The organism is Bacillus sp. FJAT-27251, from assembly GCF_001273925.1.
Classification (GTDB): domain Bacteria; phylum Bacillota; class Bacilli; order Bacillales; family Cytobacillaceae; genus Mesobacillus_B.
The window spans coordinates 2,841,312-2,864,812 of record NZ_LIGG01000001.1; the positions used below are offsets into that span (position 1 = coordinate 2,841,312).

18 protein-coding genes and 1 pseudogene are annotated in these 23,501 nt (G+C 43.1%); 17 read left to right on the forward strand and 2 right to left on the reverse strand.

Annotated elements, in window-relative coordinates:
• Positions 1–416 precede the first annotated feature (416 nt).
• Together ADU22_RS13300 and ADU22_RS13305 are read left to right on the forward strand one after the other, a co-directional pair.
• On the forward strand, positions 417–848 hold the full coding sequence (locus ADU22_RS13300; protein WP_053362584.1) for a MarR family winged helix-turn-helix transcriptional regulator: 432 nt from the start codon (positions 417–419) through the stop codon (positions 846–848).
• Positions 841–2,031 carry an MFS transporter gene (locus ADU22_RS13305; protein ID WP_053362585.1) on the forward strand — a complete coding sequence of 397 codons (1,191 nt, stop codon included), beginning with the start codon at positions 841–843 and terminating at the stop codon, positions 2,029–2,031. Before ADU22_RS13300 ends, ADU22_RS13305 begins: the two co-directional genes overlap by 8 nt.
• Positions 2,032–2,110: 79 nt before the next feature.
• Here the strand turns inward: ADU22_RS13305 and ADU22_RS25210 are convergent.
• A pseudogene (locus ADU22_RS25210) lies at positions 2,111–2,332 on the reverse strand (glycosyltransferase); the annotation flags it as partial.
• 302 nt (positions 2,333–2,634) lie between these two features.
• On the opposite strand from ADU22_RS25210, the gene ADU22_RS13315 reads away from it, so the two are divergent.
• From ADU22_RS13315 to allB, 6 genes are all read left to right on the forward strand, one after another.
• On the forward strand, positions 2,635–3,276 hold the full coding sequence (locus tag ADU22_RS13315) for a GntR family transcriptional regulator (RefSeq protein WP_053362587.1): 642 nt from the start codon (positions 2,635–2,637) through the stop codon (positions 3,274–3,276).
• A 19-nt stretch (positions 3,277–3,295) separates the two neighbouring features.
• Positions 3,296–4,540, forward strand: coding sequence for an allantoate amidohydrolase (locus tag ADU22_RS13320; RefSeq protein WP_053362588.1), 1,245 nt, complete (start codon positions 3,296–3,298; stop codon positions 4,538–4,540).
• 17 nt (positions 4,541–4,557) lie between these two features.
• The gene (locus tag ADU22_RS13325; protein ID WP_053362589.1) at positions 4,558–5,817 is read left to right on the forward strand and encodes an ArgE/DapE family deacylase; all 1,260 of its coding nucleotides are present in this window, start codon (positions 4,558–4,560) and stop codon (positions 5,815–5,817) included.
• 65 nt (positions 5,818–5,882) lie between these two features.
• Positions 5,883–7,226 carry a sodium/glutamate symporter gene (locus ADU22_RS13330; protein ID WP_053362590.1) on the forward strand — a complete coding sequence of 448 codons (1,344 nt, stop codon included), beginning with the start codon at positions 5,883–5,885 and terminating at the stop codon, positions 7,224–7,226.
• A gap of 97 nt (positions 7,227–7,323) precedes the next feature.
• Positions 7,324–8,247 carry an ABC transporter substrate-binding protein gene (locus ADU22_RS13335; RefSeq protein WP_053362591.1) on the forward strand — a complete coding sequence of 308 codons (924 nt, stop codon included), beginning with the start codon at positions 7,324–7,326 and terminating at the stop codon, positions 8,245–8,247.
• 169 nt (positions 8,248–8,416) lie between these two features.
• The gene (gene allB, locus ADU22_RS13340; RefSeq protein ID WP_053362592.1) at positions 8,417–9,784 is read left to right on the forward strand and encodes an allantoinase AllB; all 1,368 of its coding nucleotides are present in this window, start codon (positions 8,417–8,419) and stop codon (positions 9,782–9,784) included.
• Positions 9,785–10,128: 344 nt separating this feature from the next.
• Here allB and ADU22_RS13345 read toward each other — a convergent pair whose 3' ends face one another.
• Positions 10,129–11,268, reverse strand: a complete 1,140-nt coding sequence (locus ADU22_RS13345; protein ID WP_053362593.1) for a glycosyltransferase family 4 protein — start codon at positions 11,266–11,268, stop codon at positions 10,129–10,131.
• 779 nt (positions 11,269–12,047) lie between these two features.
• On the opposite strand from ADU22_RS13345, the gene ADU22_RS13350 reads away from it, so the two are divergent.
• The 9 genes from ADU22_RS13350 to ADU22_RS13390 all read left to right on the forward strand — a co-directional run bounded on the left by ADU22_RS13350 (position 12,048) and on the right by ADU22_RS13390 (position 23,496).
• A complete protein-coding gene (locus ADU22_RS13350; protein ID WP_053362594.1) occupies positions 12,048–13,793 on the forward strand; it encodes an endo-1,4-beta-xylanase in 1,746 nt (581 codons plus the stop codon).
• A 187-nt stretch (positions 13,794–13,980) separates the two neighbouring features.
• Positions 13,981–14,955, forward strand: a complete 975-nt coding sequence (locus ADU22_RS13355) for an aldo/keto reductase family protein (RefSeq protein WP_053362595.1) — start codon at positions 13,981–13,983, stop codon at positions 14,953–14,955.
• Positions 14,956–15,047: 92 nt separating this feature from the next.
• Positions 15,048–16,286: a sn-glycerol-1-phosphate dehydrogenase gene (locus tag ADU22_RS13360; protein WP_069187986.1), complete on the forward strand. Its 1,239-nt coding sequence runs from the start codon at positions 15,048–15,050 to the stop codon at positions 16,284–16,286.
• A 245-nt stretch (positions 16,287–16,531) separates the two neighbouring features.
• Entirely contained in the window at positions 16,532–17,941 is a 1,410-nt protein-coding gene (thrC, locus tag ADU22_RS13365; protein WP_053362596.1) for a threonine synthase, read from the forward strand.
• 670 nt (positions 17,942–18,611) lie between these two features.
• Complete coding sequence (locus ADU22_RS13370) at positions 18,612–19,214, forward strand: TetR/AcrR family transcriptional regulator (RefSeq protein WP_053362597.1); 603 nt, start codon at positions 18,612–18,614, stop codon at positions 19,212–19,214.
• Positions 19,215–19,227: 13 nt separating this feature from the next.
• A complete protein-coding gene (locus ADU22_RS13375; RefSeq protein WP_053362598.1) occupies positions 19,228–20,715 on the forward strand; it encodes an o-succinylbenzoate--CoA ligase in 1,488 nt (495 codons plus the stop codon).
• A 4-nt stretch (positions 20,716–20,719) separates the two neighbouring features.
• On the forward strand, positions 20,720–21,136 hold the full coding sequence (locus ADU22_RS13380) for a MaoC family dehydratase (RefSeq protein WP_053362599.1): 417 nt from the start codon (positions 20,720–20,722) through the stop codon (positions 21,134–21,136).
• Positions 21,136–22,146, forward strand: coding sequence for a 3-oxoacyl-ACP synthase (locus ADU22_RS13385; protein WP_053362600.1), 1,011 nt, complete (start codon positions 21,136–21,138; stop codon positions 22,144–22,146). Before ADU22_RS13380 ends, ADU22_RS13385 begins: the two co-directional genes overlap by 1 nt.
• Positions 22,147–22,335: 189 nt before the next feature.
• A complete protein-coding gene (locus ADU22_RS13390) occupies positions 22,336–23,496 on the forward strand; it encodes a substrate-binding domain-containing protein (RefSeq protein ID WP_502688764.1) in 1,161 nt (386 codons plus the stop codon).
• Positions 23,497–23,501 lie beyond the last annotated feature (5 nt).

Here is a 23,501-nt window from a genome sequence, read left to right on the forward strand (position 1 = left end):
AATGCTGGTAAGAGGGGAGATAATACGAGTACTAGGATTATATGGGCAAATTTAATGCTGGTAAGAGCAGAGATAATCCTAGTACTGGGATTATAGAGGCAAATTTAATCAGTCATACCGGTGCCTGTGCTTCCTGTTCTTCCCACTGGGGGCCGTCGCGCACAATGATCCACTGGGTCTGCTCCTTAATGCCCTTCGGCAATCTGCTGCCTGTCACTTTATGAGGTTTGGTCTAGGCGAAACAAATATGGCACACAAAACAGATGAATATGTCTAGAAAGATTACTTTGCATTATTCGATATTTATTAGGAGTTCATTTTGGGATTATCAAAATTGACATCATTTTCATAAACATTTATAGTTACCTTAGATAATAGTTATCCATGGTAACTAATTTCGGAAGGGAGTGAAAGAATTGGAGGGTTTTTTTAGACGTTATTTAAGTCTTTATCGACCACTTATCAATAAATTGAATGAACTAATGAGTCCTTATCAGCTTTCTTATTCTTTATGGCAGGTTATTTTATATATAAAAAATTATGGACCATCGACACTTGTAGATATTTCGAATCAATATAATGTTGAAAAGCCAACCATTACCAGGAGGGTTCACCGTTTGGAAGAGCTGCAAATAGTGAAGCAAATTCCCGGTAAGGATAGGCGGGAAAAAATCATTCAATTAACAGATTTAGGGGAAGAGATTTATCAAAAATGCAGGGAGAAAATTACTGAATTGGAACAAAGCGTGATGGAAGGGATTGATAAGGAAGAGCAAGCCATTATGTTTGAAACACTTCACAAAATCCAGGGTAATATTATGAAACGAGAGGGGAGCAAAAGTGAGTAACGCAAAACTGTGGACAAAAGATTTTATTATTGTATCCAGTGTCAACTTTTTGATGACGTTAGTCTTTTATTTATTGATTGTCATTATCGGTGTTTATGCCGTTGATGAATATGCTGCGACTGCAAGTCAGGCCGGTCTTGTTACCGGAATTTTTATTGTGGGGACCTTAATTGGGCGTCTGTTTATTGGAAGAAGTATTGAAGCAATTGGCCGTAAAAGAACGTTATTTATTGGATTAACTCTTTATATAATCACAACATCCTTATACTTTCTCCAATTAGGGATCGCCTTCCTCATTATTACCCGTTTATTACATGGGTTTTCACTGGGGATCGCCAGCACGGCAACAGGAACCATTGTGGCGCAAATTATCCCGAAAAAAAGAAAGGGCGAGGGGATTGGCTATTACAGCATGAGTGCGACATTGGCTACCGCCATCGGACCATTCATTGGACTATACATGATCCAGCATTCAAACATTCAAATGATTTTTAGTCTTTGCCTAACTTTAGGAATCCTCAGTTTGATCACTGCATTCTTTGTGTTTGTGCCAGAATTGGAAAGTTCCACAAAAACAATTGAAGTGAAAGGATTCAAACTCGCCCAATTTATTGAGCTAAAGGCCGTACCAATCGCATTGATTACTCTGATCACGGCCTTCTGTTATTCCAGTGTTCTTTCTTTTATTAACTTTTATGCGATTGAAATTGACCTGGTTCGTGCAGCAAGTTACTTTTTTCTCGTTTATTCAATCGCCGTCTTGATTTCACGTCCATTCTCAGGAAGGTTGATGGATGTGAAAGGAGCAAACTATGTTATGTACCCTGCCTTTATTCTCCTTACAGCCGGAATGCTGATTTTAGGTTCGGCACATAACAGCTTTACTTTGTTGTTAGCGGGAAGCCTCATTGGACTTGGTTTTGGGAATATGCAGTCATGCACCCAGGCCATCGCTATTAAGATGACTCCTCCTGAACGCATGGGACTGGCAACGTCGACTTTCTTCATCTTTCTTGACGCAGGGCTTGGATTTGGCCCCTATCTACTGGGATTCTTCATTCCAGCAATTAGCTATAGTACTCTCTATATGATTCTAGGAGTTGTAGTGTTGGCATCTTCTGGTCTTTATTTTTTACTGCACGGACAGAAAGAAAGGGCTGCTGTCAAAGCTGTAGCTGGATAATAAAATGCAAACATAATGGTGCCTGTCACAACCCGACATTTGTCGAATATCAACCAACAACAAAAAAATCCGGTTACTCGTCCTTGATTAGATGTTTCACGCCTGCTGAATTTGCGTACAATACAGGTGTCCCGCTTGCCAATGCCTCGAGGACGACATTTCCGAACGTTTCAGTCGGGGAGGGGAAAACAAAGACATCTGAATTGGAATAAACCTCAGCCAGCTCTTCTCCTTTTAAATAGCCGGTAAAAATCATATTCCCGGGAGCCTGTGCTTCCAGTTCTTCCCGCTGGGGGCCGTCGTCCATTGAAGGGACATAAAGATTTTTTCCCTTTTGCATAAGATTGACAAGAGCAAACTTTGACATAAGCAAAGGAAGCTCGACTAATATCTGAGCTCCCTTTGTTTATGTCCAGGATAAGTGTTAAGCAATGCATAGCATAACAGACCCGTTTCATTTAAAAATCGGGTCTTTTTTTATGCCACCGTCTTAATTCTTACATTCCTCAAAAATACGCTGTTCTAAAATGGATACTCCAGAGATATATTTCTAACATACTAGTAAAAAATCTTATAAAAAAGATTTGGGGTGTAGGAATTACAGTGGAAAAGCAATTATCGATGGCAGAGACCGTGTACCAAACAATAAAACAAAAAATTATTTATGTTGAATATGCTCCTGGAACCCTTATTCGTGAAGGGGAATTAGCTTCCGAACTCGGGATTAGCAAGACTCCTGTAAGGGAGGCTTTAAATGGTCTTAAACATGAAGGCTTAATAGAGGTGATTCCTTATAAAGGATATCTAGTTTCGCAGCTTTCTTTTCAAGAGCTAAGGGATTTATTTGAATTACGGATTATTTTGGAAACGGTTTCATCTAAGCTGGCGATCCAAAGAATAACAAAATCCCAACTTGATTATTTTAAAAGACTTGCACAAAAAAAATTCAATATCGATTCAGATGATGCCAGGAAAGAATTTATGAGAGTGAATGCGGATTTTCACTGCTATCTTGGTGAAATGAGCGGGAACAAACAATTGGCTGATCAGCTCACAAGCATTGTTCAGAAATTGCAGCGTGGTTTATTTTTGGCTTCAAAGGTGTCTAGCCTGAATGAAATGGAAGAGGAACACCTTGAGCTAGTAGATGCAATAGAAATGAAAAATGAGGCCAGAGCAAAAAGGTTAATTACCAAACATATTCAGGACTCGCAAAAGAACATTTTTAATTTAAACATGATTTAGGAGGTTTAGGGACAGAACCATGCAAACACCCTATCAAAAGGTAAGCGAAACACGCATGTCGGATCGGATTGAGAAGTTAGCCTGCTGTAGTTTACCTGGCTCAGGTGTAACCCGCTTATCTTATACAAAGGAAATGGAATTCGCTGAAGAATTAGTTTCCCGGTGGATGCGCGAAGCTGGGATGATCGTTCGAAGAGATGAAATGGGAAACCTGATCGGGAGATACGAGGGAATCGAGAGCGAAGGACCAGCACTTCTAATTGGCTCCCATCTTGATTCGGTTGTCGAGGCGGGAAAATACGATGGTATTCTTGGTGTAATTGCTGGTATTGAAGTGATCCAGGCAATGTTTGAATGTAACATTAAACCATATTACCCAATTGAGGTCATTGGATTTTGTGATGAAGAGGGGGCAAGGTTCCATACTACGTTGCTTGGGAGCAGGGCAATATCAGGAAGTTTGTGCAATAAAGACTTGGAAACAAAGGATGAAAACGGTATTTCAGTTGCGGACGCAATGAAAAACCATGGGCTAAATCCTTCCATTTATAGGAGGGCTGTACGAGATCCTCAATCTCTATTAGGTTATATAGAATTGCATATTGAACAAGGTCCTGTGCTCGAACAAATGAATCAAGCCTGTGGAGCGGTGAGTGGAATTGCAGGTCAATCGAGATATCTATTTCAAATTAAAGGTTTGGCGGGTCATGCCGGGACTGTACCGGTATCCATGCGAAAAGATGCCCTTGTAGGAGCAGCCAAAATGATTCAGGCTATTGAAAGAATCGCCCTTGAATATGAGCTAGTCGCAACGGTAGGCAAGTTGTTCGTAAAACCAGGAGCAAGCAATGTGATTCCAGGATTTGTGGAAGGTACATTGGATATCAGATCGATTGATAGCAATAGGAAAAGGGAAGCTCTTCAACGCATTATGATAGAGTCCCACCGCATTTGTGAGCGCAAAGGCTTAATCTGTGGCTTTGAAAAAGTGATGGAATCCCCCGCTGTTCTCTGTTCAAGCCGAATGATCGATGTCATTGAGACCGCTCTTGAAGAGCACGGAATGAAGTCGGTTCAACTGGTAAGTGGCGCGGGCCATGATGCGATGGCCTTGGCCGCAAATACAGACATAGGGATGATCTTTGTTAGGTGCAGAGGAGGGATTAGTCATCATCCGGATGAATTAGTGGCGATAGAGGACATGAAAAAGGGTGCTGTTGTTTTATTAGGTGTGGTATTAAAAATGGCTAAAGCAGATAAATAGTGGGTGGAGGTATATAATTGTCAACAATTAAAAATGAAGTGACGCAGGCCAAACAAGATATTTTGCGATGGATAGAATCGAACAGTGAATCGCTCATCAGTTTCCTGCAGGAGCTTGTATCGATTCCATCTGACAATCCTCCGGGAGACTGTCACGAAATTGCCGTTCACCTTCAAAAGCGCCTGCGTGATTTTCAATTTGATGATGCAGCGTTATTAGAGATAGATTCGGAAGAAGTAAAGGCAAACGGGATGATTAGAGTTGCCAACGTCGTATCCACGTCAATTTTCGGTGATGGAAAAGGGCCAGAGGTTGCACTTAATGCTCACGGGGATGTGGTGGCACCGGGACTAGGATGGACATATGATCCTTACGGTGGACAGATTGTAGATGGGAAACTATATGGGCGAGGGGCGGCAGTATCAAAATCGGATATTGCAGCGTATACCTTCGCCGCCATGGCATTGCGCCAAGTTGCGGAACAATTATCGGGTAAAGTTTCGCTGGCCTTTAACTTCGATGAAGAGACAGGTGGAAATATCGGACCCAAGGTGATGATTGAAAAGGGGTATATTCACCCGGATATGGCCATATCAGCTGGGTTCACCTATTCGATTGTTAGTTCCCATAACGGTTGTCTTCATCTTGAAATCAAGCTTAAAGGGAAGTCCGCCCATGCAGCTGCACCTTATACAGGACATGATGCAATTGAAGCCATGACGGGCGTGCTGCAAGCACTATACAAGTACCGCCATTCATTGGATGACATTCATTCTAACGTTCCTGGGATTGATTCACCAAGTATGGTCGTTGGATTAATTTCAGGAGGAATTAATACGAACGTTGTTCCGGATGAATGTATGATACGCATCGATCGCCGATTAATTCCGGAAGAAGACGGGGAGAAGGTGGAAACGGAAATTCGACAATTGATAGAAGGGGCAATCAAAAAATACGATGGGATTAAGGTGGAGTTTAAACGTATTCTGTTGGTGAAAAGTTTTAAACCTGCGCCCGAGGATTCACCGCTAATCCAGAAACTCTCCGCTAACTGGAAGGAGCTTATGGAAGATGAACTGGAAATTCACGGGGTTCCTCTCTATACGGATGCGAGACATTTTGCAGAATCCGGTATTCCTGTCGTTCTTTTCGGTGTTGGTCCCCGCAATTTACTGGAAGCCAATGGCCACCGGGCTGATGAGCATGTAAGGATTGAAGATTTACTGAAAGCAACGAAAATTGTTGCACTTACTCTCTATGATTTGCTTCGAAAGTAACTATTCAATTTGAATATCTCAACCCAATCGGGAATTACATCCAAAATACAAAGGTGGTTTTTAAAATGACATTAGCTGATGTTTATAGCGATCTTATAATATTTGGCTTATTCTTGGCTGCGGGATTTGTCATTCGTGAATTTGTTAAACCTCTTCAGAGATTTTTTATACCTTCCTGTATTATTGGTGGGGCCCTTGCTTTGATTATGGGGCAGCAGGTTTTAGGAGTCGTTGAAATTCCTTCGACATTTGGAGAATATGCAAGCATCCTGATGCGAATCATTATGGCCACTGTAGTACTAGGTGTCGTTGTGACAATCAATAGGGTCAAATCCTACCTTGACTATACATTTGCCAATGTATTCCTTTATGGCGCTCAGATGGTGGTGGGAATTCTATTAGCAGAATTACTAGCAAGTATTTGGACCGGAATGCCATATGGTTGGGGGATATTAGGTGTGTTTGCTTATTTCGGCAGCCATGGGAACGTTGCTGCAGCTGGTACGGTTTTGGAGGACTTAGGTAGCCACGGGACAATAGCTATCGGTATGGTATTGGCCACAGCTGGTGTAATTGTTTCTATGACGGCGGGAATGTTTGTAGTCAACTATGGAGTGAGAAAGGGGTGGGCTACTTTTGTTAAAGAGCCGCAAAAACAACCTGAATGGTTCTATAAAGGCCCAATGCCAGTAGAAGAAAGAGAGTCCATTGGGGAGGTAACCACTTCTTCTATTAGTATAAATCCATTAGCTCTTCATTTAGCTCTAATTGCAGTGGCTTACGCTCTTGGTGATGGGATATTTAGAGTATTAGTTATCTGGGCACCTGTTTTAAAAGTAATTAACCCCATGCTTTACGGAATGATTGGGGGGTTAATTATTTGGCCAATAATAACTCGTTTAAAGAAAGATTCTTATTTTGATAGAAAGATATTTAACCAAATTTGTGGATTTGCTCTTGATATGCTTATTCTTACTGCGATTGCGACCCTGCCATTGGACATTATTTCTAAGTATGGGATTCCAATTATTCTCTATATTGTAATAATGAGTGTCCTTACTATCTTTTTCTGTATTTGGTTCTTTAGAAAAACCCAAACGGAGCAGTGGTTTGAAAAATGTGTAATGGTTATTGGTACCTGCACAGGAAGTACGCCCAATGGATTTGCACTTGTAAGGGCTATTGATCCCAAATCTGAGTCAGTAGTACCTGATTGCCATGGTGTGTATAATGCTCTGTTTTGGTGGAACAACTTATTGACTCCTATTCTCCCAGCCTTTATATTCGTTAGCTTCTGGGGAACCGTCGGTATTGGTATGGCATTTGTTTTGACTGCTGCCGTTCTTGCCTACCTTGTCTTTATCAGGGGCAAGAATAATGGGGGGCCAAACCTTAAAACAGGCATATAATTTGAAAAGCTAGCAGGCAGAAGTGGTTCAGTAAAAGTTTTATCACCATAGTTTAGATAACATATATATTTTAATGTTTCATATTAGGAGGATTTATATGGATCGATTTCATATTTCAGCCACAGGCCATTCTGTTAACTATTTTCCAGAATACTTGGCAAGAGATTTAGGATATTACGCTGATGTTGATCTGGATGTTACTGCGGAAGTGCCTCAGCCGTGGCCAAGGGTACTGAAGGATATTGACTCAGGGGTAGCTCAAGCCGCACTAGGTGGAATTTGGGTACCATCGATATATAAGAATCATGTAAAGGATTATTACGCATTTGCCCAAGTTTCAGCCCGCTGCCCCATGGTATTGGTCTCGCGTACTCCGATAGAAAAATTCAGCTGGAGTATTCTGGAGGATAAGATTGTTATTGTTTCAGGTGGCAATGGTGCGAGCCCATTCCTTTTTTTAGAAGGCTGTCTTAAGGAAGCTGGTTATGATTTATCAAAGAGCTGCTTTGTCCACGATTTTGCTACTCCTATGATAGCCGAATGTTTCGCAGGTGGATGGGGTGATATGATCGTCGTTGACCCACTTACTGCCTCAACATTAGTAATGGAAGGGAAGGGATATTTAGCTGGAAGCCTCGCAGAATATGGAGGAGCTGTTCCTTGGAGTGTATATTACTCCCCAGCTAGTGTCCTTGAACATGAAGACCATTTGGCTGGTCGATTTACAGCGGCATTACAGCGTGCAACAACTTGGATACGTGAGCATGATGCTACTGAAGCTCAAGATGTGGTTGAAAAATACTGGCCCAATATTGACAAGAATGTGGTTATCGGGCTTATTAGCTCTTTCAGGGAATATGGAATGTGGGATGAAAATGTTCGAATTAAGGAAAATGAACTGTCCCGTTGGCAGGGAATCATTACAGATGCAGGATTACTTAACCGACCATTGAAATATGATGAAATCATTGATTCCAGGCCATTTGATTATGCCTCCCATATTATATCGAAGAGAGATTGATAGAATGAATGGAATAGGAACCCAGTGAGCAATTTACTGGGTTCCTATTCGTTAGGTTTCTTAATTATGAAAGTCATGCCATTGGTTTTTAACATGTTGGCTAAGTACTCGACCGACCGTATTTCCCTTTAAATAGTTAAGAAAAGTATTTAATAGAGGAGGCGTCGTTTTGAAGTATGATCTTATTATCAAAGGTGGAGAAGTTGTTTTTCGCGATGGGGTCAGAAAAGTAGATATTGCGATTAGCAACGGGAAAATTTCCGTCATTGGGGAAACCATTGAAGCAGATAGCAAACAAGTTGTAGAAGCTGAAGGTCAATATGTTATGCCTGGGATGATTGATTCGCATGTTCATATTTGTGAGCCAGGACGAACGGAGTGGGAAGGTTTTATCACAGGATCAAAAGCCTTGGCTGCAGGTGGTACAACGATGTATATAGACATGCCGTTAAATGCACTGCCAGCCACAACCACTAAGGAAGCATTAAAGTTAAAAATAAAAGCGGCAGAAGGCAATAATTATGTTGATTACGCTTTATTTGGTGGATTAATTAACGGAAACCTTGAAAAACTACAAGAACTCTCAGAAGGTGGAGTAGTTGCCTACAAATGCTTTTTATCTACTTGCGGAAGTGACATACCTAATGATTTTAATAATGTGGACGATTACACCTTATATACCGGAATGAAAAAACTTGCCAAATTAGGCCGTATATTACTTATCCATGCTGAAAATTCGGCCATCACGGATCGTTTGGCTGAAAAGAAAGTCAAGGAAGGAAAGCTAACCGCAAGGGATTATGTTGAATCCCGCCCAATCGTCGCAGAAGTGGAAGCAGTCAAGCGTTCGCTCTTCTTTGCAAAAGAAACAGGATGCAAAGTCCATTTCGTCCACATTAGCAGCGCAGAAGCGGTTGAGGAAATTATTAAGGCTTGCCAAGAGGGACAAGATGTTACCCTTGAGACATGCCCGCATTACCTAACCATGACAGTAAACGAATTTGAAGAGATAGGACCCGTTGCTAAATGTGCTCCTCCCTTGCGGAGTGCAACTGAACAGGAAAGGCTTTGGGATGTATTAAAGCAAGGAAAGATTGATATGTTAACTTCCGATCATTCTCCGTGTCCACCTGAAATGAAGGATAGCGAAACGAATAATCTGTTTGAAGTTTGGGGAGGGATAACCGGCTGCCAAAACAATGTCGATCTCATGTTTGACGAGGCGGTTAAAAAGCGCGATGTCCCGGTGACTGAGTTTGTTCGTATGATTGCAACCAACCCGGCAGAGAGATTCAATCTCAAGACAAAAGGAGAAATCGCTGTATCCAAGGATGCCGACATCATCTTAATTGACCCGAATCAGTCTTATGAAGTATCTGCAGAACATTTATACTATCGCCATAAGCATAGCCCTTATATTGGCCGTAAAATTGATTGCCGAGTGACGAAAACATTTGTACGCGGACATTTGGTTTTTGATTTGCAAGAAGGGATACTGGGGGAACCGATAGGACAATGGTTCACAAGTAGAAAATAATGGTGCCTGTCACACACCGAGATGTGTCGAATACACTATAAATCTCTGGTTGTGACAGGCAAAATTAACGCATTCGATTGTTTTTTTCTCTATCTTCATTCTTTTGGTTAAAAATGAGTAAATATAATTCCAGTACGAGTATTAAATAAAAATATAATGCTGGTAAGTGTCACTATAATGCTGGTAAGAGCAAGGATAATACTAGTACTGGGTTTATAGCGACAAATTTAATGCTGGTAAGAGCAGAGATAATGCGAGTACTGGGATTAAAGAAGCAAATTTAATCAATCATACCGGTGCCTGACACACAACCCTTAGATTGTGACAATAGCACTTTTTAAATCCTAAGCATACTTTACTTCCTCTCCAGCTTCAGTCACACCCCGATAGGACAGGACAAGTGACTCCAGGATCGTGTCCCATTTTTGTGTAAGGGCATAGTTTCTTCCCTCACGTCCCATCGTGTGAAGAAGGGAAGGGTTATTCATTAGTTTGAGCAGTGCTTCTTTGAAACTTTCAGGATTGCCGGGCTCGCATAAAAATCCGGTTACTCCGTCCTTGACGAGGTGTTTCACGCCTCCTGAATTTGCGCCCACAACAGGTGTCCCGCTTGCCATAGCCTCGAGGACGACATTTCCGAACGTTTCAGTCGGGGAGGGGAAAACAAAGACATCTGAAATGGAATAGACCTCAGCCAGCTTTTCCCCTTTTAAGTAGCCGGTAAAAACCATATTCCCGGGAGCTTGTGCTTCCAGTTCTTCCCGCTGGGGGCCGTCGCCCACGATGATCCACTGGATCTGCTCCTTCATGCCCTCCGGCAAGCTGGCTGCCACATTCATCAGGGTGTTGAGATCCTTCTCAGGTGCCAGCCGGCCGGCATACGTAAAAAGCAATTTATTCCCCGCGTTATACCGCATACGGCCGGACAGTTTATTATAGTTCGGGTGGAAGAGGCTGCAATCAACCCCCCGCCCCCACAGTTCCAGGTTTGAGAAACCGCGCTGCTGCAGCTGGGTTAGTGTTTCCATTGAAGGGACATATAGTTTCTGAAAGGGCGAGTGGAACCAGGTCATATACCTCCATAAATACTTGGATAGAAAGGGAAGGTTGTAATACTTTAAATACTGATCAAAGTCGGTATGATACGAACCAACCAAGGGGATATTCATTTTCTTGGCAAAATAAGAGCCGCAAAACCCAATATTGAATGGTGTGGCAACATGGATCAAGTCGGGTGCAAAACTTTCGAGTTCTGCTTTTACCTGGTTGAGATTGGGAAACGCCAGCCGGCACTCCGGATAAAGAAACAAGGAAAGGCTGGTGAACTGATGAAGATTGTCCGCCACATAATCAGATGGTGTCTTTGGAGCAAAGATTTTGCAGGAAATATGATGTTCCGCCAAATAATCGGCAAGGCGCTTAAGTGTGCGTGCAACTCCATTCATATCCGGATAATAGGTGTCTGTAAAAATAGCAATTTTCATAGTGACCTCCCGGCAAAAATTGAAGTAGGACATGCCTAGTATCTAAAGCCAAACGTGTGGACCTCCAAAATGGAAAGGGAACAGAGCGACTTCTGGAAAATGCAAACTCTATTGGCTTATGCACGTACAGGGGGGAGGTTTTAAGCGCGGGATGATTTTCCCGCAAACGACTTTGTTTCCCATTTCCTCAAGGCAAACTCCATTTACCAATCCTGCATACCCAGTTCCAGACACAGTGAGTTTCATTCAATCCCTCCCGAAAGTAATGCTTGCTTATTTCCATTTTATTAGAAGAACATCCATACTTTCTTAAGGCAGCGTAAAGGGAATGTAATTTTTTATAAAAACACCATTTCTAATTTTATCTTCAATGATGTAACAACTCGTAGGTCTAACCACCTATTATCTTGATTGAATAAAATATTAGTAGACAGTATTCGGGATTTTCTTCAGGTTAACTAATCCAAATTGATTGCTTTTTAAAAGAAATATGATACGGATTTCCTAAGTGGCGGCTTTTTGTCAAAAAAACACGAATATTCACTGTTTTAGTTTGGCAGTAATTTCTGTACAATTAACTTGCGAGATTATTTTTGGAAAGGAAGGAGGCATTTAATGAAAGCGCTATAGTCTATACACTTTGTTCGTCCGATGAACGAACTTATATTACCAGACTCTAAAGAATTTATGTTAAAAGAAAGGACAAAAAACTCATGAAAAAGATGAAAAAGCTATTGTCTATTTGTATGGTGTTTGCTCTTCTGGCAGGGGCTTTTACGATGCCGGCCTTGGCTAACACCGATGGTACGGCTCTGCAGAGTGCTTTGGATAAGTTTGAGGGTCTTGATGAGAATGTGTATACCCCAGCGACCTATCGGCTGGCCAAAATGGAATACGATAAAGTAAAGGGTTTAGTTGAGAATCAAAACGTCTCCCAAGACGAAATCACAGAGGCAATCAATGCTTTAAACAACCGTATCGCAGCCCTGAGAGTCGCAAACGGTTCTGAGTCACTGTGGAAAACCTATGAGGATTACTTCGAAATGGGCAACATTTATAGCGGAGCAGGCAACCTGGATCCAGGTAATACTCGCGGCTTGTTGACATCTAGCCATTTCAACATCCTCACCGCAGAGAATAACATGAAGCCTGAAAGCCTTTCCTCTGGAAACGCTGGACAGAAGGGTACTTTTAATATTGGCCAGGGATCGAACCACGCCTCTGACCAGTTAGTAAGAGAAGCACAAAAAAGCGGCAAGAAGGTGCATGGACACGTGCTGGTGTGGCACAGCCAGTCTCCGAGCTGGCTCAACGGCGGTACTAGAGGCAACTACACAAGAGCACAGGCCAGAGAAAACATGGAGCTCTATATCAAAACCGTAGTACAGCACTTTGACACCCAGTATCCTGGTGTCGTCACCACTTGGGACGTTGTCAATGAGGCATTCATTGATGAATTGCCAAGCATTCCTGAGGGCGCAAATTGGAAAGATTATCTTCGCAGAGGAAACCAGAGCGGCTGGTATAAGTCATACAGCAACGGTATGGCAGAAGGACAAGACCCAAGCGACTTTATTTATGATGCTTTTGTCTTTGCCCGTCAATATACGGACGCCAAGTTATTCTACAACGATTTTAATATGTACGAAGATGGCAAGTCGAAGGTTGCCGCAATGATGGTGAAAGAACTCAACGCGCGGTACAAGAAGGAGCATCCAGAAGATCCTCGGCAGTTAATCGAGGGTGTGGGCATGCAGTCCCACAACTACATTATGGATACCCCGCCTTCCAAAGTGGAAAACGGCATCCTTAATCTCCTATCCGCCGGTGTTGATCTGATGATAACTGAGCTTGATTTGTTCGCCTGGTATCCTTGGAACGCCGAGCCTACTGGCAGTTCCCTTGCAGGTTACAGGGATTTGAGAGACCGCGGGATTGAACATATCATCGGTGGAGCAGGCACAGAGGAACAGAGAAATTACTGGATTGATCGCGGGATCACAAACGGATCCGAGATTGAAGTGATCCAGGCCGAGGTTTTCGCCGAATACTTAAGACTCTATAAGAATTACGCAGCTAGCATCGATCGCGTTACATTCTGGGGTCTGAACGACAGCCAAAGCTGGAGAAGGGGCCACAATCCGCTGCTGTGGAACAGTGATTTCTCTCCGAAGGACGCTTTCTACGCTGTGTCCGATCCCGAGGGCTACCTGGGCGTTGATCCTATCCAGGTTAAACCAATCCCTGCCTCCAAAGTGGCTGAAATCATTCTGGATTACAATGATGTGAAGCCTGCTTATGGAAAAGGAAAAAATGGCGGGAATTTCATCAGCGAAATTGCCAGGTTGATGGGGCCTAAGACATCTTTTAAAAGCGAGCCGCACACCATTAAAAAAGGAGAATTGGAATTATCCAATCCTGCCTACAGGAAGGCCGTATTGAATCATCTGAAATCACATCCAGCACTGGAAGACAAGATTTTAATCATGCCTCCGGAAACATTCTTTATTGATAGTAAAAAATAACAAACTAAAGCAGTTTAGGATAAAACGGAGTTCCAAAGTACAGGAGCTCCGTTTTAGCTATGGTTTTCGCAACCAGGCGACTGGGCGAGGAACCCACATCTTAATCGGCTGCCGCGCAGGGGCCGGGGATAATGATAAGGCAAACAACCAGGCCAAGAGCCGTTAAAAATAAAGGGGGATTCTACATATGAAATACCGAAACCTTGGGAACAGCGGGTTAAAGGTCAGTGAAATAGGGCTGGGCAGCTGGCTCACCTATGGAAAGGCAGTTGGCAACGAAACGGCGCTGGAATGCATCCATAAAGCCTATGAACTGGGAATTAATTTTTTTGACACAGCCAATGCGTACGAAGGCGGAAAAGCGGAGGAAGTTTTGGGAGAAGCTTTGAAGGACTATCACAGAAGCAGTTATGTGGTGGCAACTAAGGTGTTTTTTCCAATGGGTGATGGCCCAAACGACCGGGGGCTTTCACGGAAGCATATTTTTGAGCAATGCGATGCAAGCTTGAAAAGGCTTGGAGTCGAGTATATCGATCTTTATCAGTGCCACCGATTTGACCCGGAAGTACCAGTGGAGGAAACGCTCTATGCACTGGATGACCTGGTAAGGCAGGGGAAGATTCTCTATGCAGGGGTCAGTGAATGGAGTGCAGACCAGATCGAAAATGCCATTGAGGTTGGGAGAGCCAACCAGCTGCGGCCGCTTATTTCAAACCAGCCTATTTATAATATGTTGGAGAGGTACATTGAGCAGGAAGTATTGCCTGTTTGTACAGAGAACGGCATTGGCCAAATTGTATTTTCCCCGCTGGCGCAAGGAGTATTGACAGGGAAATACAAGCCCAATGGAGAAAAGCCGGCCGGCAGCAGGGCCGCAAATGATTCTGTAAACGGGGTTATAAATAGTTATTTCAGAAATGATGTCCTGCAAAGTGTTCAACAGCTCAATGAATTGGCGGGTGAACTGGGCATGACCTTAAGCCAGCTGTCGCTCGCCTGGATCCTTCGCCATCCTGGAATCAGCTCGGCAATCATCGGAGCAAGCCGGCCGCAGCAGATTGTGGAAAATGTCCAAGCGGTCAACATCGAACTTGATGATGCTGTTGTGGGGAAGATAGACGATATTTTAGACAAGGTTAAGGAGTTTGCTCCTTTACGCTAGACAAGGACAAGAACGAATGGGAGAGTTTAGCTGAGAAGGAGCGCTCTCCCTTAAAATCCGTTATCCAATCCGAAAGAGAAGGGGCTTTGCAAATGAGTATGAATATTGAAGAGATTATTGCCAAAGCAAAACGCTGCGACTGTGGAAACAGGCACTTTCCAATTCCGATTGAGGAGATCGTTGTTGGTTCAGAGGCATTGCCTCAATGTATTACGTTTCTTAAGGAAAGATCCTTTCGAAAAGCGGTCATTATTGCAGATGAACGAACCTTCAAGGCAGTTGGGAAAAAGCTTAAAACTATGATGGAAGAAGCTGGACTGGAGAGCTCGGTCTGTTTAATTGAAGGGGACAAGAACGGAGACGTGGTGGCCGATGAGGCCTCCCTTGTGCAGGCCCTGATCCACACTCCTAAGGACGCCGATGTCCTGATTGCCGCAGGCTCGGGCACTCTTCATGACATCACGCGCTTTTGCAGCGATAAAAGCGGAAAGCCTTTTATCTCGGTTCCTACAGCAGCCTCCGTCGACGGGTACACTTCCATGGGAGCCCCGATCATCGTTCGGGGAACAAAGAAAACCTTTCAGAGCGTCTCACCGATTGCGGTGTTCGCCGACCTAGAGGTGATTAAAAATGCTCCCAAAAACATGAGTGCTGCAGGCTTTGGGGATATGCTCGCCAAAGTCACCTCTCTGGCTGACTGGAAATTCGGCCATTTGATTGGCAAAGAGCCTTATTGCCCCGTCGTAGCGGAATTGACAAGGGAAGCACTGGATTCCTGCATCCGCCATTCAGAGGAGATTGCCCGGGGGGATGAAGAGGGCATCAGGATTTTATTTCAAGGTCTTATTCTGTCGGGATTGGCCATGCTCCTATTCGGCCAATCCCACCCTGCTTCCGGAGGGGAACACCATTTGTCCCATTATTGGGAAATGGAATTTTTGCGGGAAGGGCGGCCGCAGATTTTGCATGGAGCCAAGGTAGGGGTGTCCATGCCGATCCTGGCGGAAATTTATAAGAGAGAAGTTGGCAAGCTGCTGGACAGCTCTGCATCAAAGGGCGGCCAAATTGACAGAATCAAAGAATACGAAGGAGAAATTAATAGGATCCTCGAGGAAATTCCCTCCCCTGGCTATTTGCGGGGCCTGATTGAAAAGGCTGGCGGTGAAACCAGCCACGAGAAGCTCGGGATCAGCGACGCCCTGGTTTATGAGAGCCTAAAKGGGGCGCATCTCCTTAGAGACAGGTTCACCATGCTGAAATTCCTGAACGTGGTGGTGAAAACAGAGCATAAGGTCAGGAATCACAGTCCAAAACCATCTTATGAGTTTTAAATATTCGATTGTAATGAGCACCTGGTCGGGTGCTTGTTTTTTATCGTGTTAAATAATTGACCGTAGTAATAATAAACTTACAAGTTTTCGTGGCAAAATGTCAGATTTTGCTGTTTCCCAGGAAATTTCATGATAGGCTGGCATAAGCTTTTATATAATTTACTCTTTTCATCTATTCCATCCTGGATTATAGTTAGAATAATAATCTGTAAGAAAATTATATCTATTTACATATGGAGGATAGTATGAAGTATATTAGCACTCGTGGAAATACAAAAGAAATCGGCTTTATTGATTCGGTCATGATGGGGCTGGCAAATGACGGGGGGCTATTGGTCCCGGAAAAAATCCCGCAAGTTTCTGAAGAAAAGCTGCAGGCGTTATCTAAACTGAGCTATCAGGAATTGGCATACGAAATTATTTCTTATTATACAGATGGTGAAATTCCCGAGAAGGATTTGAAGGAATTAATCCAAAAAAGCTATGCAACCTTCCGCCACCAAGAGGTCACTCCTGTTAAAAAGGTAAAGGATCATATGTATGTATTAGAGCTTTTTCATGGTCCAACCTTTGCTTTTAAGGATGTTGCGCTGCAATTTTTAGGCAACTTATACTCTTATATCGCAAAGAAGACAGGGGAAACCATCAATATTCTTGGTGCTACTTCAGGAGATACAGGTGCTTCAGCGATTGAGGGTGTCAGAGGAAAAGAAGGGATTCGCATTTGTATTTTGCATCCGCATGGAAAGGTTAGCAAGGTACAAGAGCTGCAAATGACGACAGTGAACGACGAGACGGTTTTAAATTTAGCGATTAAGGGAACGTTTGACGATGGTCAAAGAATCATCAAGGAAATCTTTTCCGATTTGGAATTCAAAAATAAATACCATCTTCGTGCGATCAATTCGATTAACTTTGCCCGCATTTTAGCTCAAACGGTGTATTACTTTTATGCCTATTTTCAAGTGGCGGGAGAAACAGGGGCAAAAACGGTCAACTTCAGTGTGCCGACCGGAAATTTCGGAGACATCTTCGCTGGCTTTTTAGCTAAAAAAATGGGCCTTCCAGTTGGGAAATTGATTGTAGCGACCAATGAAAATAATATTCTGGAACGTTTTATCAAAGAGGGAATTTACGAACCAGGTGAGTTCCACAGCACCTACAGCCCTTCGATGGATATTCAGGTTGCGAGCAATTTCGAGCGCTATCTATACTATTTGCTACATGAAGATTCCAAAGCCGTTTCTGATGTCATGAATCAATTTAAGACTGAAGGCAAAATCATGATAAATGAGGAACAGCTCCGTCAAGTGAACGAGGATTTTGCAGCCTATGGAGTAGCAGGAGACGAATGCCTGCAAACCATTAAGAAGTATTATGATGAAAATGATTATTTACTTGATCCACATACTTCGTGCGGAGTTGCCGCGTTTGAGCATTGTAATGATGCCGGAGAGGTTTGTGTGACTCTCTCAACGGCCCATCCCGCAAAATTCAATGAATCGATTGCTCTTTGTGATATCGTGCAGACATACCCTGAACTGATTAAGGAATTGTTTGATAAACCCCAATATCTGGAAGTGGTTGAGGCGAACAATCAAGAAATTTCACAGAAGTTAAAAAAACATTTTAGCTCTGTAAGGCAATCTATATAAGTTATATCATAATCGACCGGGAATGCTTGTTGCATTCCCGGTTTTTAAATTTATTCTTATAGTTAAAAGAATGATTACAGTACATCCCATGTGAGTGAAGAAACAAGCGATGTGTGGTCTTGAAAAAAAATAACAAAACAAATTAATACTCGGGGTGTGACTAGGCACTTCTTTTTGATTCTGGACTGTTTTTCCCGCTGTCTTAATCGGATTCAACTCATTTGGCGAGTTTAATGAACAAAAATGATAAATATAAAACGAGTACTAGTATTAAATATTAATATAATGCTGGTAAAGGTCACTATAATGCTGGTTAGACGCGATTTAATGCTGGTAAGACCAGGGATAATACGAGTACTGGGATTATAATGACAAATTTAATGCTGGTAAGAGCAGCGATAATGCGAGTACTGGATTTATAGAAGCATATTTCATAGTGACTACCCGGCAAAAATTGAAGGAGGATATGCCTAGTATCAAATTTAAATATCTAGAAAAATACTTATGCCTGTAGCCATCCGAAGTTTGCGCATTATCACCAACCGGCAAACTTTGGATGTAACAGGCATTTTTGTGTTTTTTATGGCGCATCTTTTAAATCCGAAAAATTCTAAAAATATAGTTGTAATTATTAGAAAATTACGTATACTTAAGTTGAGAGGTGATTCATATGTCAGTTAATGATGTGACTGAGGAAAAAGTCCTAACACAGAGGGGGGTGGAGACTCGGGCCAAACTGTTGAAGGCAGCCGAGGAGGTCTTTGGCAAAAAAGGATATTATGAAACTTCTATTGTGAACATTTCACAGGAAGCAAAAGTTGCCCAGGGGACGTTTTATAATTATTTTCCTTCGAAGAAAGATATCTTTGACGAATTAATAAGGACTTATAGCCGTAATTTAAGAATTGCCATAAAAGAGGGAATGGCAGGAAGTATCACCTATGAAGAGGCGCAGAGAAATGGCTTTTATGCTTTCTTTACATGGGTAAAAGACCATCCGAATTTATATAGTATTGTTCAGCAAGCTGTAGTTGTCGATCAAGAGCTTTTCAGATGGTATTATGGAAAGCTTGCGAATGGATTTCATAAAAGCTTGTCACAAGGAATCGAGGCAGGTGAATTCAAACCGCTGGAACAGGAGACAATCGCGTACTGCTTAATGTCCATCGGCCAGTTTCTGGGGATGAGGTGGGTATATTGGGAAAAAACAGATGTTCCGGAAGAGGTATTTGAATCCGCCATGACTCTCATCTTCCAGGGGATAAAAAAGTAAAGGAGGAGTTTGGATGAAAGGGATAGCCTATTGGATAGAAAAATGGGCGTATACCAACCCTGATCGGATAGCAGTTATAACGGAAACAGAAAAGATTTCCTATAGAATGCTCAATCAAATGATTCATTCAGTTGCTTTGAAGATGAGAGAAGATCTTCATGTGGAAAAAGGAGACCGAATTGCCATCTTATCGCATAATCGGATGGAATACATAGTCCTCCTTTTTGCCATAGCAAAGCTGGAGTGCATAGCAGTACCTTTGAATATTCGTCTAACCGCAAAAGAACTTATTTTTCAATTGAATGATAGTGGATCGAAAGTCATCTTTGCGGAAAAAGAAAATAAAGAGTTTGCTGGTTCACTTATCAAGGAAAGCAGTTTGGAACACCTGAGGTTTTTAAAAGGGCTGGGCCGAGAAGAGGAATTTTCAAACAGGAGCTCATATTACGACGAAATTGACGAACATGCTCCATTTATTATTTGTTACACCTCGGGTACAACCGGCAAGCCCAAAGGCGCTGTTTTAACACAGAAGAATATGTTTTGGAATGCCGTCAATAACAAGCTTGCCATCGACCTTACTTCGGAGGACCGATGTATTGTTCTGCTGCCATTGTTCCATATTGGAGGGATTGGTCTATTTGCTTTCCCGTCCTTATTTGCGGGCGGAACAATCGTCATTCCTGGCAAGTTCGAGCCAGGGAAGGCCATCCATATGATGGAGCAGCATAAGGTCACCATTGTGATGGGGGTACCTGCGATTCATCAAGCATTGCTCCGTAGTCCTTCTTTTCAACATGCTGACCTCCGTTCTGTCCGTTGGTTTTACAATGGCGGAGCCCCATGTCCGCGTGAATTAATAGAAGCTTTTTATGACAAAGGGTTTTTATTTGGTCAGGGCTTTGGGATGACAGAAACGTCGCCTACCCTTTTTATGCTTACAAGAGAAGATGCACCTCGTAAAAGAGGATCCATAGGGAAGCCCGTATTATATTCCGAATACAATCTGGTAGATTCTGAGGGAAGAAAGGTCGATCAGGGTGAAGTTGGGGAGCTTATCGTTAAGGGGCCAAATATTATGAAGGAATATTGGAAACGGCCTGATGCAACAAGGGAAGCCTTGAAAGACGGCTGGCTCATAACAGGAGACCTGGCGAAAGAGGATGAAGAAGGGTTTCTCTACATTGTGGGGAGAAAAAAAGAAATGATCATTTCCGGCGGGGAAAATATCTATCCCCTTGAGGTGGAGCAAGTCATCAGCCAGCTGGAAGATGTGTTGGAAGTAGCAGTTGTCGGCACAGCTGATCCGCTCTGGGGGGAAGTTCCGGAAGCTTTCGTTGTAAAGAAAAGTGAAAGCGCTTTATCAGAAGGAGAGGTACTTCAGTACTGCCAGGGATATCTAGCAAAATATAAAATCCCTAAAAAAGTTACGTTTATGGAAGAGTTGCCGAAGAATGCCACTGGAAAAATACAAAAAAACCAATTAATCGGAAGTAGGTAAAGGGATGATTCATTATACAATAGGCCAGCAAGCGAGCTGCAGCAAAACGATAACAGAGACAGACTTTGTGCTGTTTGCGGGGATAAGCGGTGACTTTAATCCGATCCATATAGATGCTGAATATGCCAAAAAAACGAGGTTCAAACAGCGGATTGCACATGGATTGCTAACCTCGAGCTTATTATCACAGCTTTTGGGTGTCCATCTGCCAGGGCAAGGATCGATTTATTTAGAACAAAACATCCGCTTCAAAGCACCTGTTTTTATAGGAGATACGATAACAGCCAAAGCGACGATACAAGAGATTGATCATGATAAAAGAATCCTGACGCTGCTAACAGAGTGTTTTAACCAGAATGAAAAACTAGTATTAACGGGAACCGCCAAGATGATGGTACCTGAGGATGGAGGGGTTATTTAATGGGGATCGGAATTGAAACGACGGGAGTCTATTTTCCTCCCGGGATAGAAAATGCGGCCGATTTGGCAATTAAGACTGGTATCCCGGAAGCAGTGATTATCGAAAAGTTTGGATTGTATCAAAAGCATGTTGCCGATCATACGATGCACGCCTCGGATCTGGCCATTGCGGCGGGCAGGCAGGCGCTGGGCCATGTTGATCCCTTATCCATAGATGTGGTGATTTATTTTGGCAGCCCCCATAAGGATTATTACGTTTGGTCAAGTGCCCCGAAAATCCAGCATGAATTAGGGGCGAAAAATGCCTATGCCTTTGAAATCATGAATGTCAGTTCCTGTTTTCCGATTGCATTAAAGGTGGCAAAAGATATAATTACTGCTGATCCATCTATCCAAAACATCCTGCTTGCGGGAGGGTGTAAGGAATCACAAATCGTCGATTATGATAATCCGAGGTCACGTTTCATGTTTAACTTTGCAGATGGAGGGACTGCTGCACTGGTAACCAGAAATTCTTCACAGTGTGACATACTGGAAAGTGCCATCCTGACAGACGGGTCCTTTCATGATGATGTAAGGGTACCTGCCGGAGGCTCAGCACATTTTCCGAGCGTTGCAAGTGTTGAAGCGAACATGCATTACATTGATGTGAAAGACCCGAAATCCATGAAAGAAAGACTGGATCCAGTATCCATCAAAAACTTCGAACAGGTTGTCAGAAATGCACTTCATAAGAGCGGATATACACCTCATGATATTAAACTCCTGCTGCCACTCCATACGAAACGTTCAATGTTCAATGAACTCTTACAATCACTGGAACTTACTGCCGATAAAGCCATTTACCTGGATCATCACGGCCACATGTCCGCACTGGATCCTTGCGTTGGATTGCATTTCGCCCAGGAGCAGGGACTGCTAAACCCTGGTGATATTGCGGTTACAGTCAGTGCAGGAACCGGTTATACCTGGGCCGCTACGGTTGTTAGATGGAAAGGGGAGAAAAAATGAAGAGGCTGCGGGGATTGGCAGCCTTTATCGGAATTTCAGATGTTCACTATCTCTTGACGTTGAAAACCAACGATAACAATCACCCTATGGAACAGTTCAAATAAAAGAATATCAATAACGGGAGGAATGGCTTTGAAAAGGAATTCAAGGTGTCTTAAAACATTTGTAACGCTTTGCATAGGGCTCACAATGATCATTACCGCAGCGTGTTCGGGAAACACGGCGAATTCTGAGGAAGATGACGCCATCAAAATTGGTGTCCTGGCTTCTTTAACGGGCCCTCTTGAGACTTATGGAAAGCAAACCGTTGCCGGATTTGAACTCGGTTTGCAATATGCAACTGAAGGGACAAATGAGGTAGGCGGAAAAAAGATTGAATTCCTTGTCGAGGATACGGAAACGAAACCGGATGTCGCCGTTAGAAAAGCGACCAAGCTGCTGGAAGAGGACGAAGTGGATTTCCTCGTAGGTTCATCAAGCTCGGGGGATACATTGGCTGTGCTGCCCCTTGCTGAAGAGTACGAAAAAATTATGGTGGTAGAGCCTGCAGTTGCCGATAGCATTACAGGGAAAAACTGGAACAAGTATATTTTCAGGACAGGAAGAAATTCTTCACAGGATGCGGTCGCCGGGGCAGCAGCGATTGCCGAAAAGAATGTTCGCATCGCTACCTTTGCACAAGATAACGCTTTTGGAAGAGAAGGGATTGCTGCTTTTAAGGAAGGGGCAGAAAAACTCGGAGCTTCCATAGTGAATGAACAATATGCCGATCCAAACTCCACGGATTTCACCGCCAATATTCAAAGTATCATTAACGAAAAACCTGACTATCTTTACATCGTTTGGGCAGGGTCAAATGCACCCTGGAAGCAGTTGAAAGATATGCAGCTGGAGGAGCAGGGAATCAAGATTTCTACTGCCGCGCAGGATATTGCTTCGCTTAGGACAATGGATTCACTAATAGGGATGAGCGGCTTCTCCATTTATTATCATACCCTTCCTGACAATCAAGTGAATGACTGGCTGGTAGAAGAGCATAAGAAAAAATTTAATGGAGAGATACCAGACTTGTTTACTGCAGGGGGAATGACGGCGGCCATTGCGATTGTGGAGGCTCTGAAGAAGACGAGTGGCGACAAGGATGTCGAAGGATTGATAAAAGCGATGGAAGATATGGAGTTTGAAACACCTAAGGGTTCGATGAAATTCCGGGCAGAAGACCACCAGGCCCTGCAGTCGCTTTATGCTGTCACCCTTGAAGAACAGGAAGGTGTTGACCATCCAGTTCCTGTCCTTGTCCGGGAATTGAATATGGAAGAAACAGAGCCGCCTGTCAGAAATGGAAAGTAGAATCA

What these genes read in the sequence shown, in the direction of transcription:
- ADU22_RS13320 (WP_053362588.1), top strand. Translation starts at nt 3,296, where the DNA reads ATGCAAACACCCTATCAAAAGGTAAGCGAAACACGCATGTCGGATCGG.
- ADU22_RS13330 (WP_053362590.1), top strand. Translation starts at nt 5,883, where the DNA reads ATGACATTAGCTGATGTTTATAGCGATCTTATAATATTTGGCTTATTC.
- ADU22_RS13335 (WP_053362591.1), top strand. Translation starts at nt 7,324, where the DNA reads ATGGATCGATTTCATATTTCAGCCACAGGCCATTCTGTTAACTATTTT.
- ADU22_RS13345 (WP_053362593.1), bottom strand. Translation starts at nt 11,268, where the DNA reads ATGAAAATTGCTATTTTTACAGACACCTATTATCCGGATATGAATGGA.
- ADU22_RS13350 (WP_053362594.1), top strand. Translation starts at nt 12,048, where the DNA reads ATGCCGGCCTTGGCTAACACCGATGGTACGGCTCTGCAGAGTGCTTTG.
- ADU22_RS13355 (WP_053362595.1), top strand. Translation starts at nt 13,981, where the DNA reads ATGAAATACCGAAACCTTGGGAACAGCGGGTTAAAGGTCAGTGAAATA.
- thrC (WP_053362596.1), top strand. Translation starts at nt 16,532, where the DNA reads ATGAAGTATATTAGCACTCGTGGAAATACAAAAGAAATCGGCTTTATT.
- ADU22_RS13370 (WP_053362597.1), top strand. Translation starts at nt 18,612, where the DNA reads ATGTCAGTTAATGATGTGACTGAGGAAAAAGTCCTAACACAGAGGGGG.
- ADU22_RS13375 (WP_053362598.1), top strand. Translation starts at nt 19,228, where the DNA reads ATGAAAGGGATAGCCTATTGGATAGAAAAATGGGCGTATACCAACCCT.
- ADU22_RS13380 (WP_053362599.1), top strand. Translation starts at nt 20,720, where the DNA reads ATGATTCATTATACAATAGGCCAGCAAGCGAGCTGCAGCAAAACGATA.
- ADU22_RS13385 (WP_053362600.1), top strand. Translation starts at nt 21,136, where the DNA reads ATGGGGATCGGAATTGAAACGACGGGAGTCTATTTTCCTCCCGGGATA.
- ADU22_RS13390 (WP_502688764.1), top strand. Translation starts at nt 22,336, where the DNA reads ATGATCATTACCGCAGCGTGTTCGGGAAACACGGCGAATTCTGAGGAA.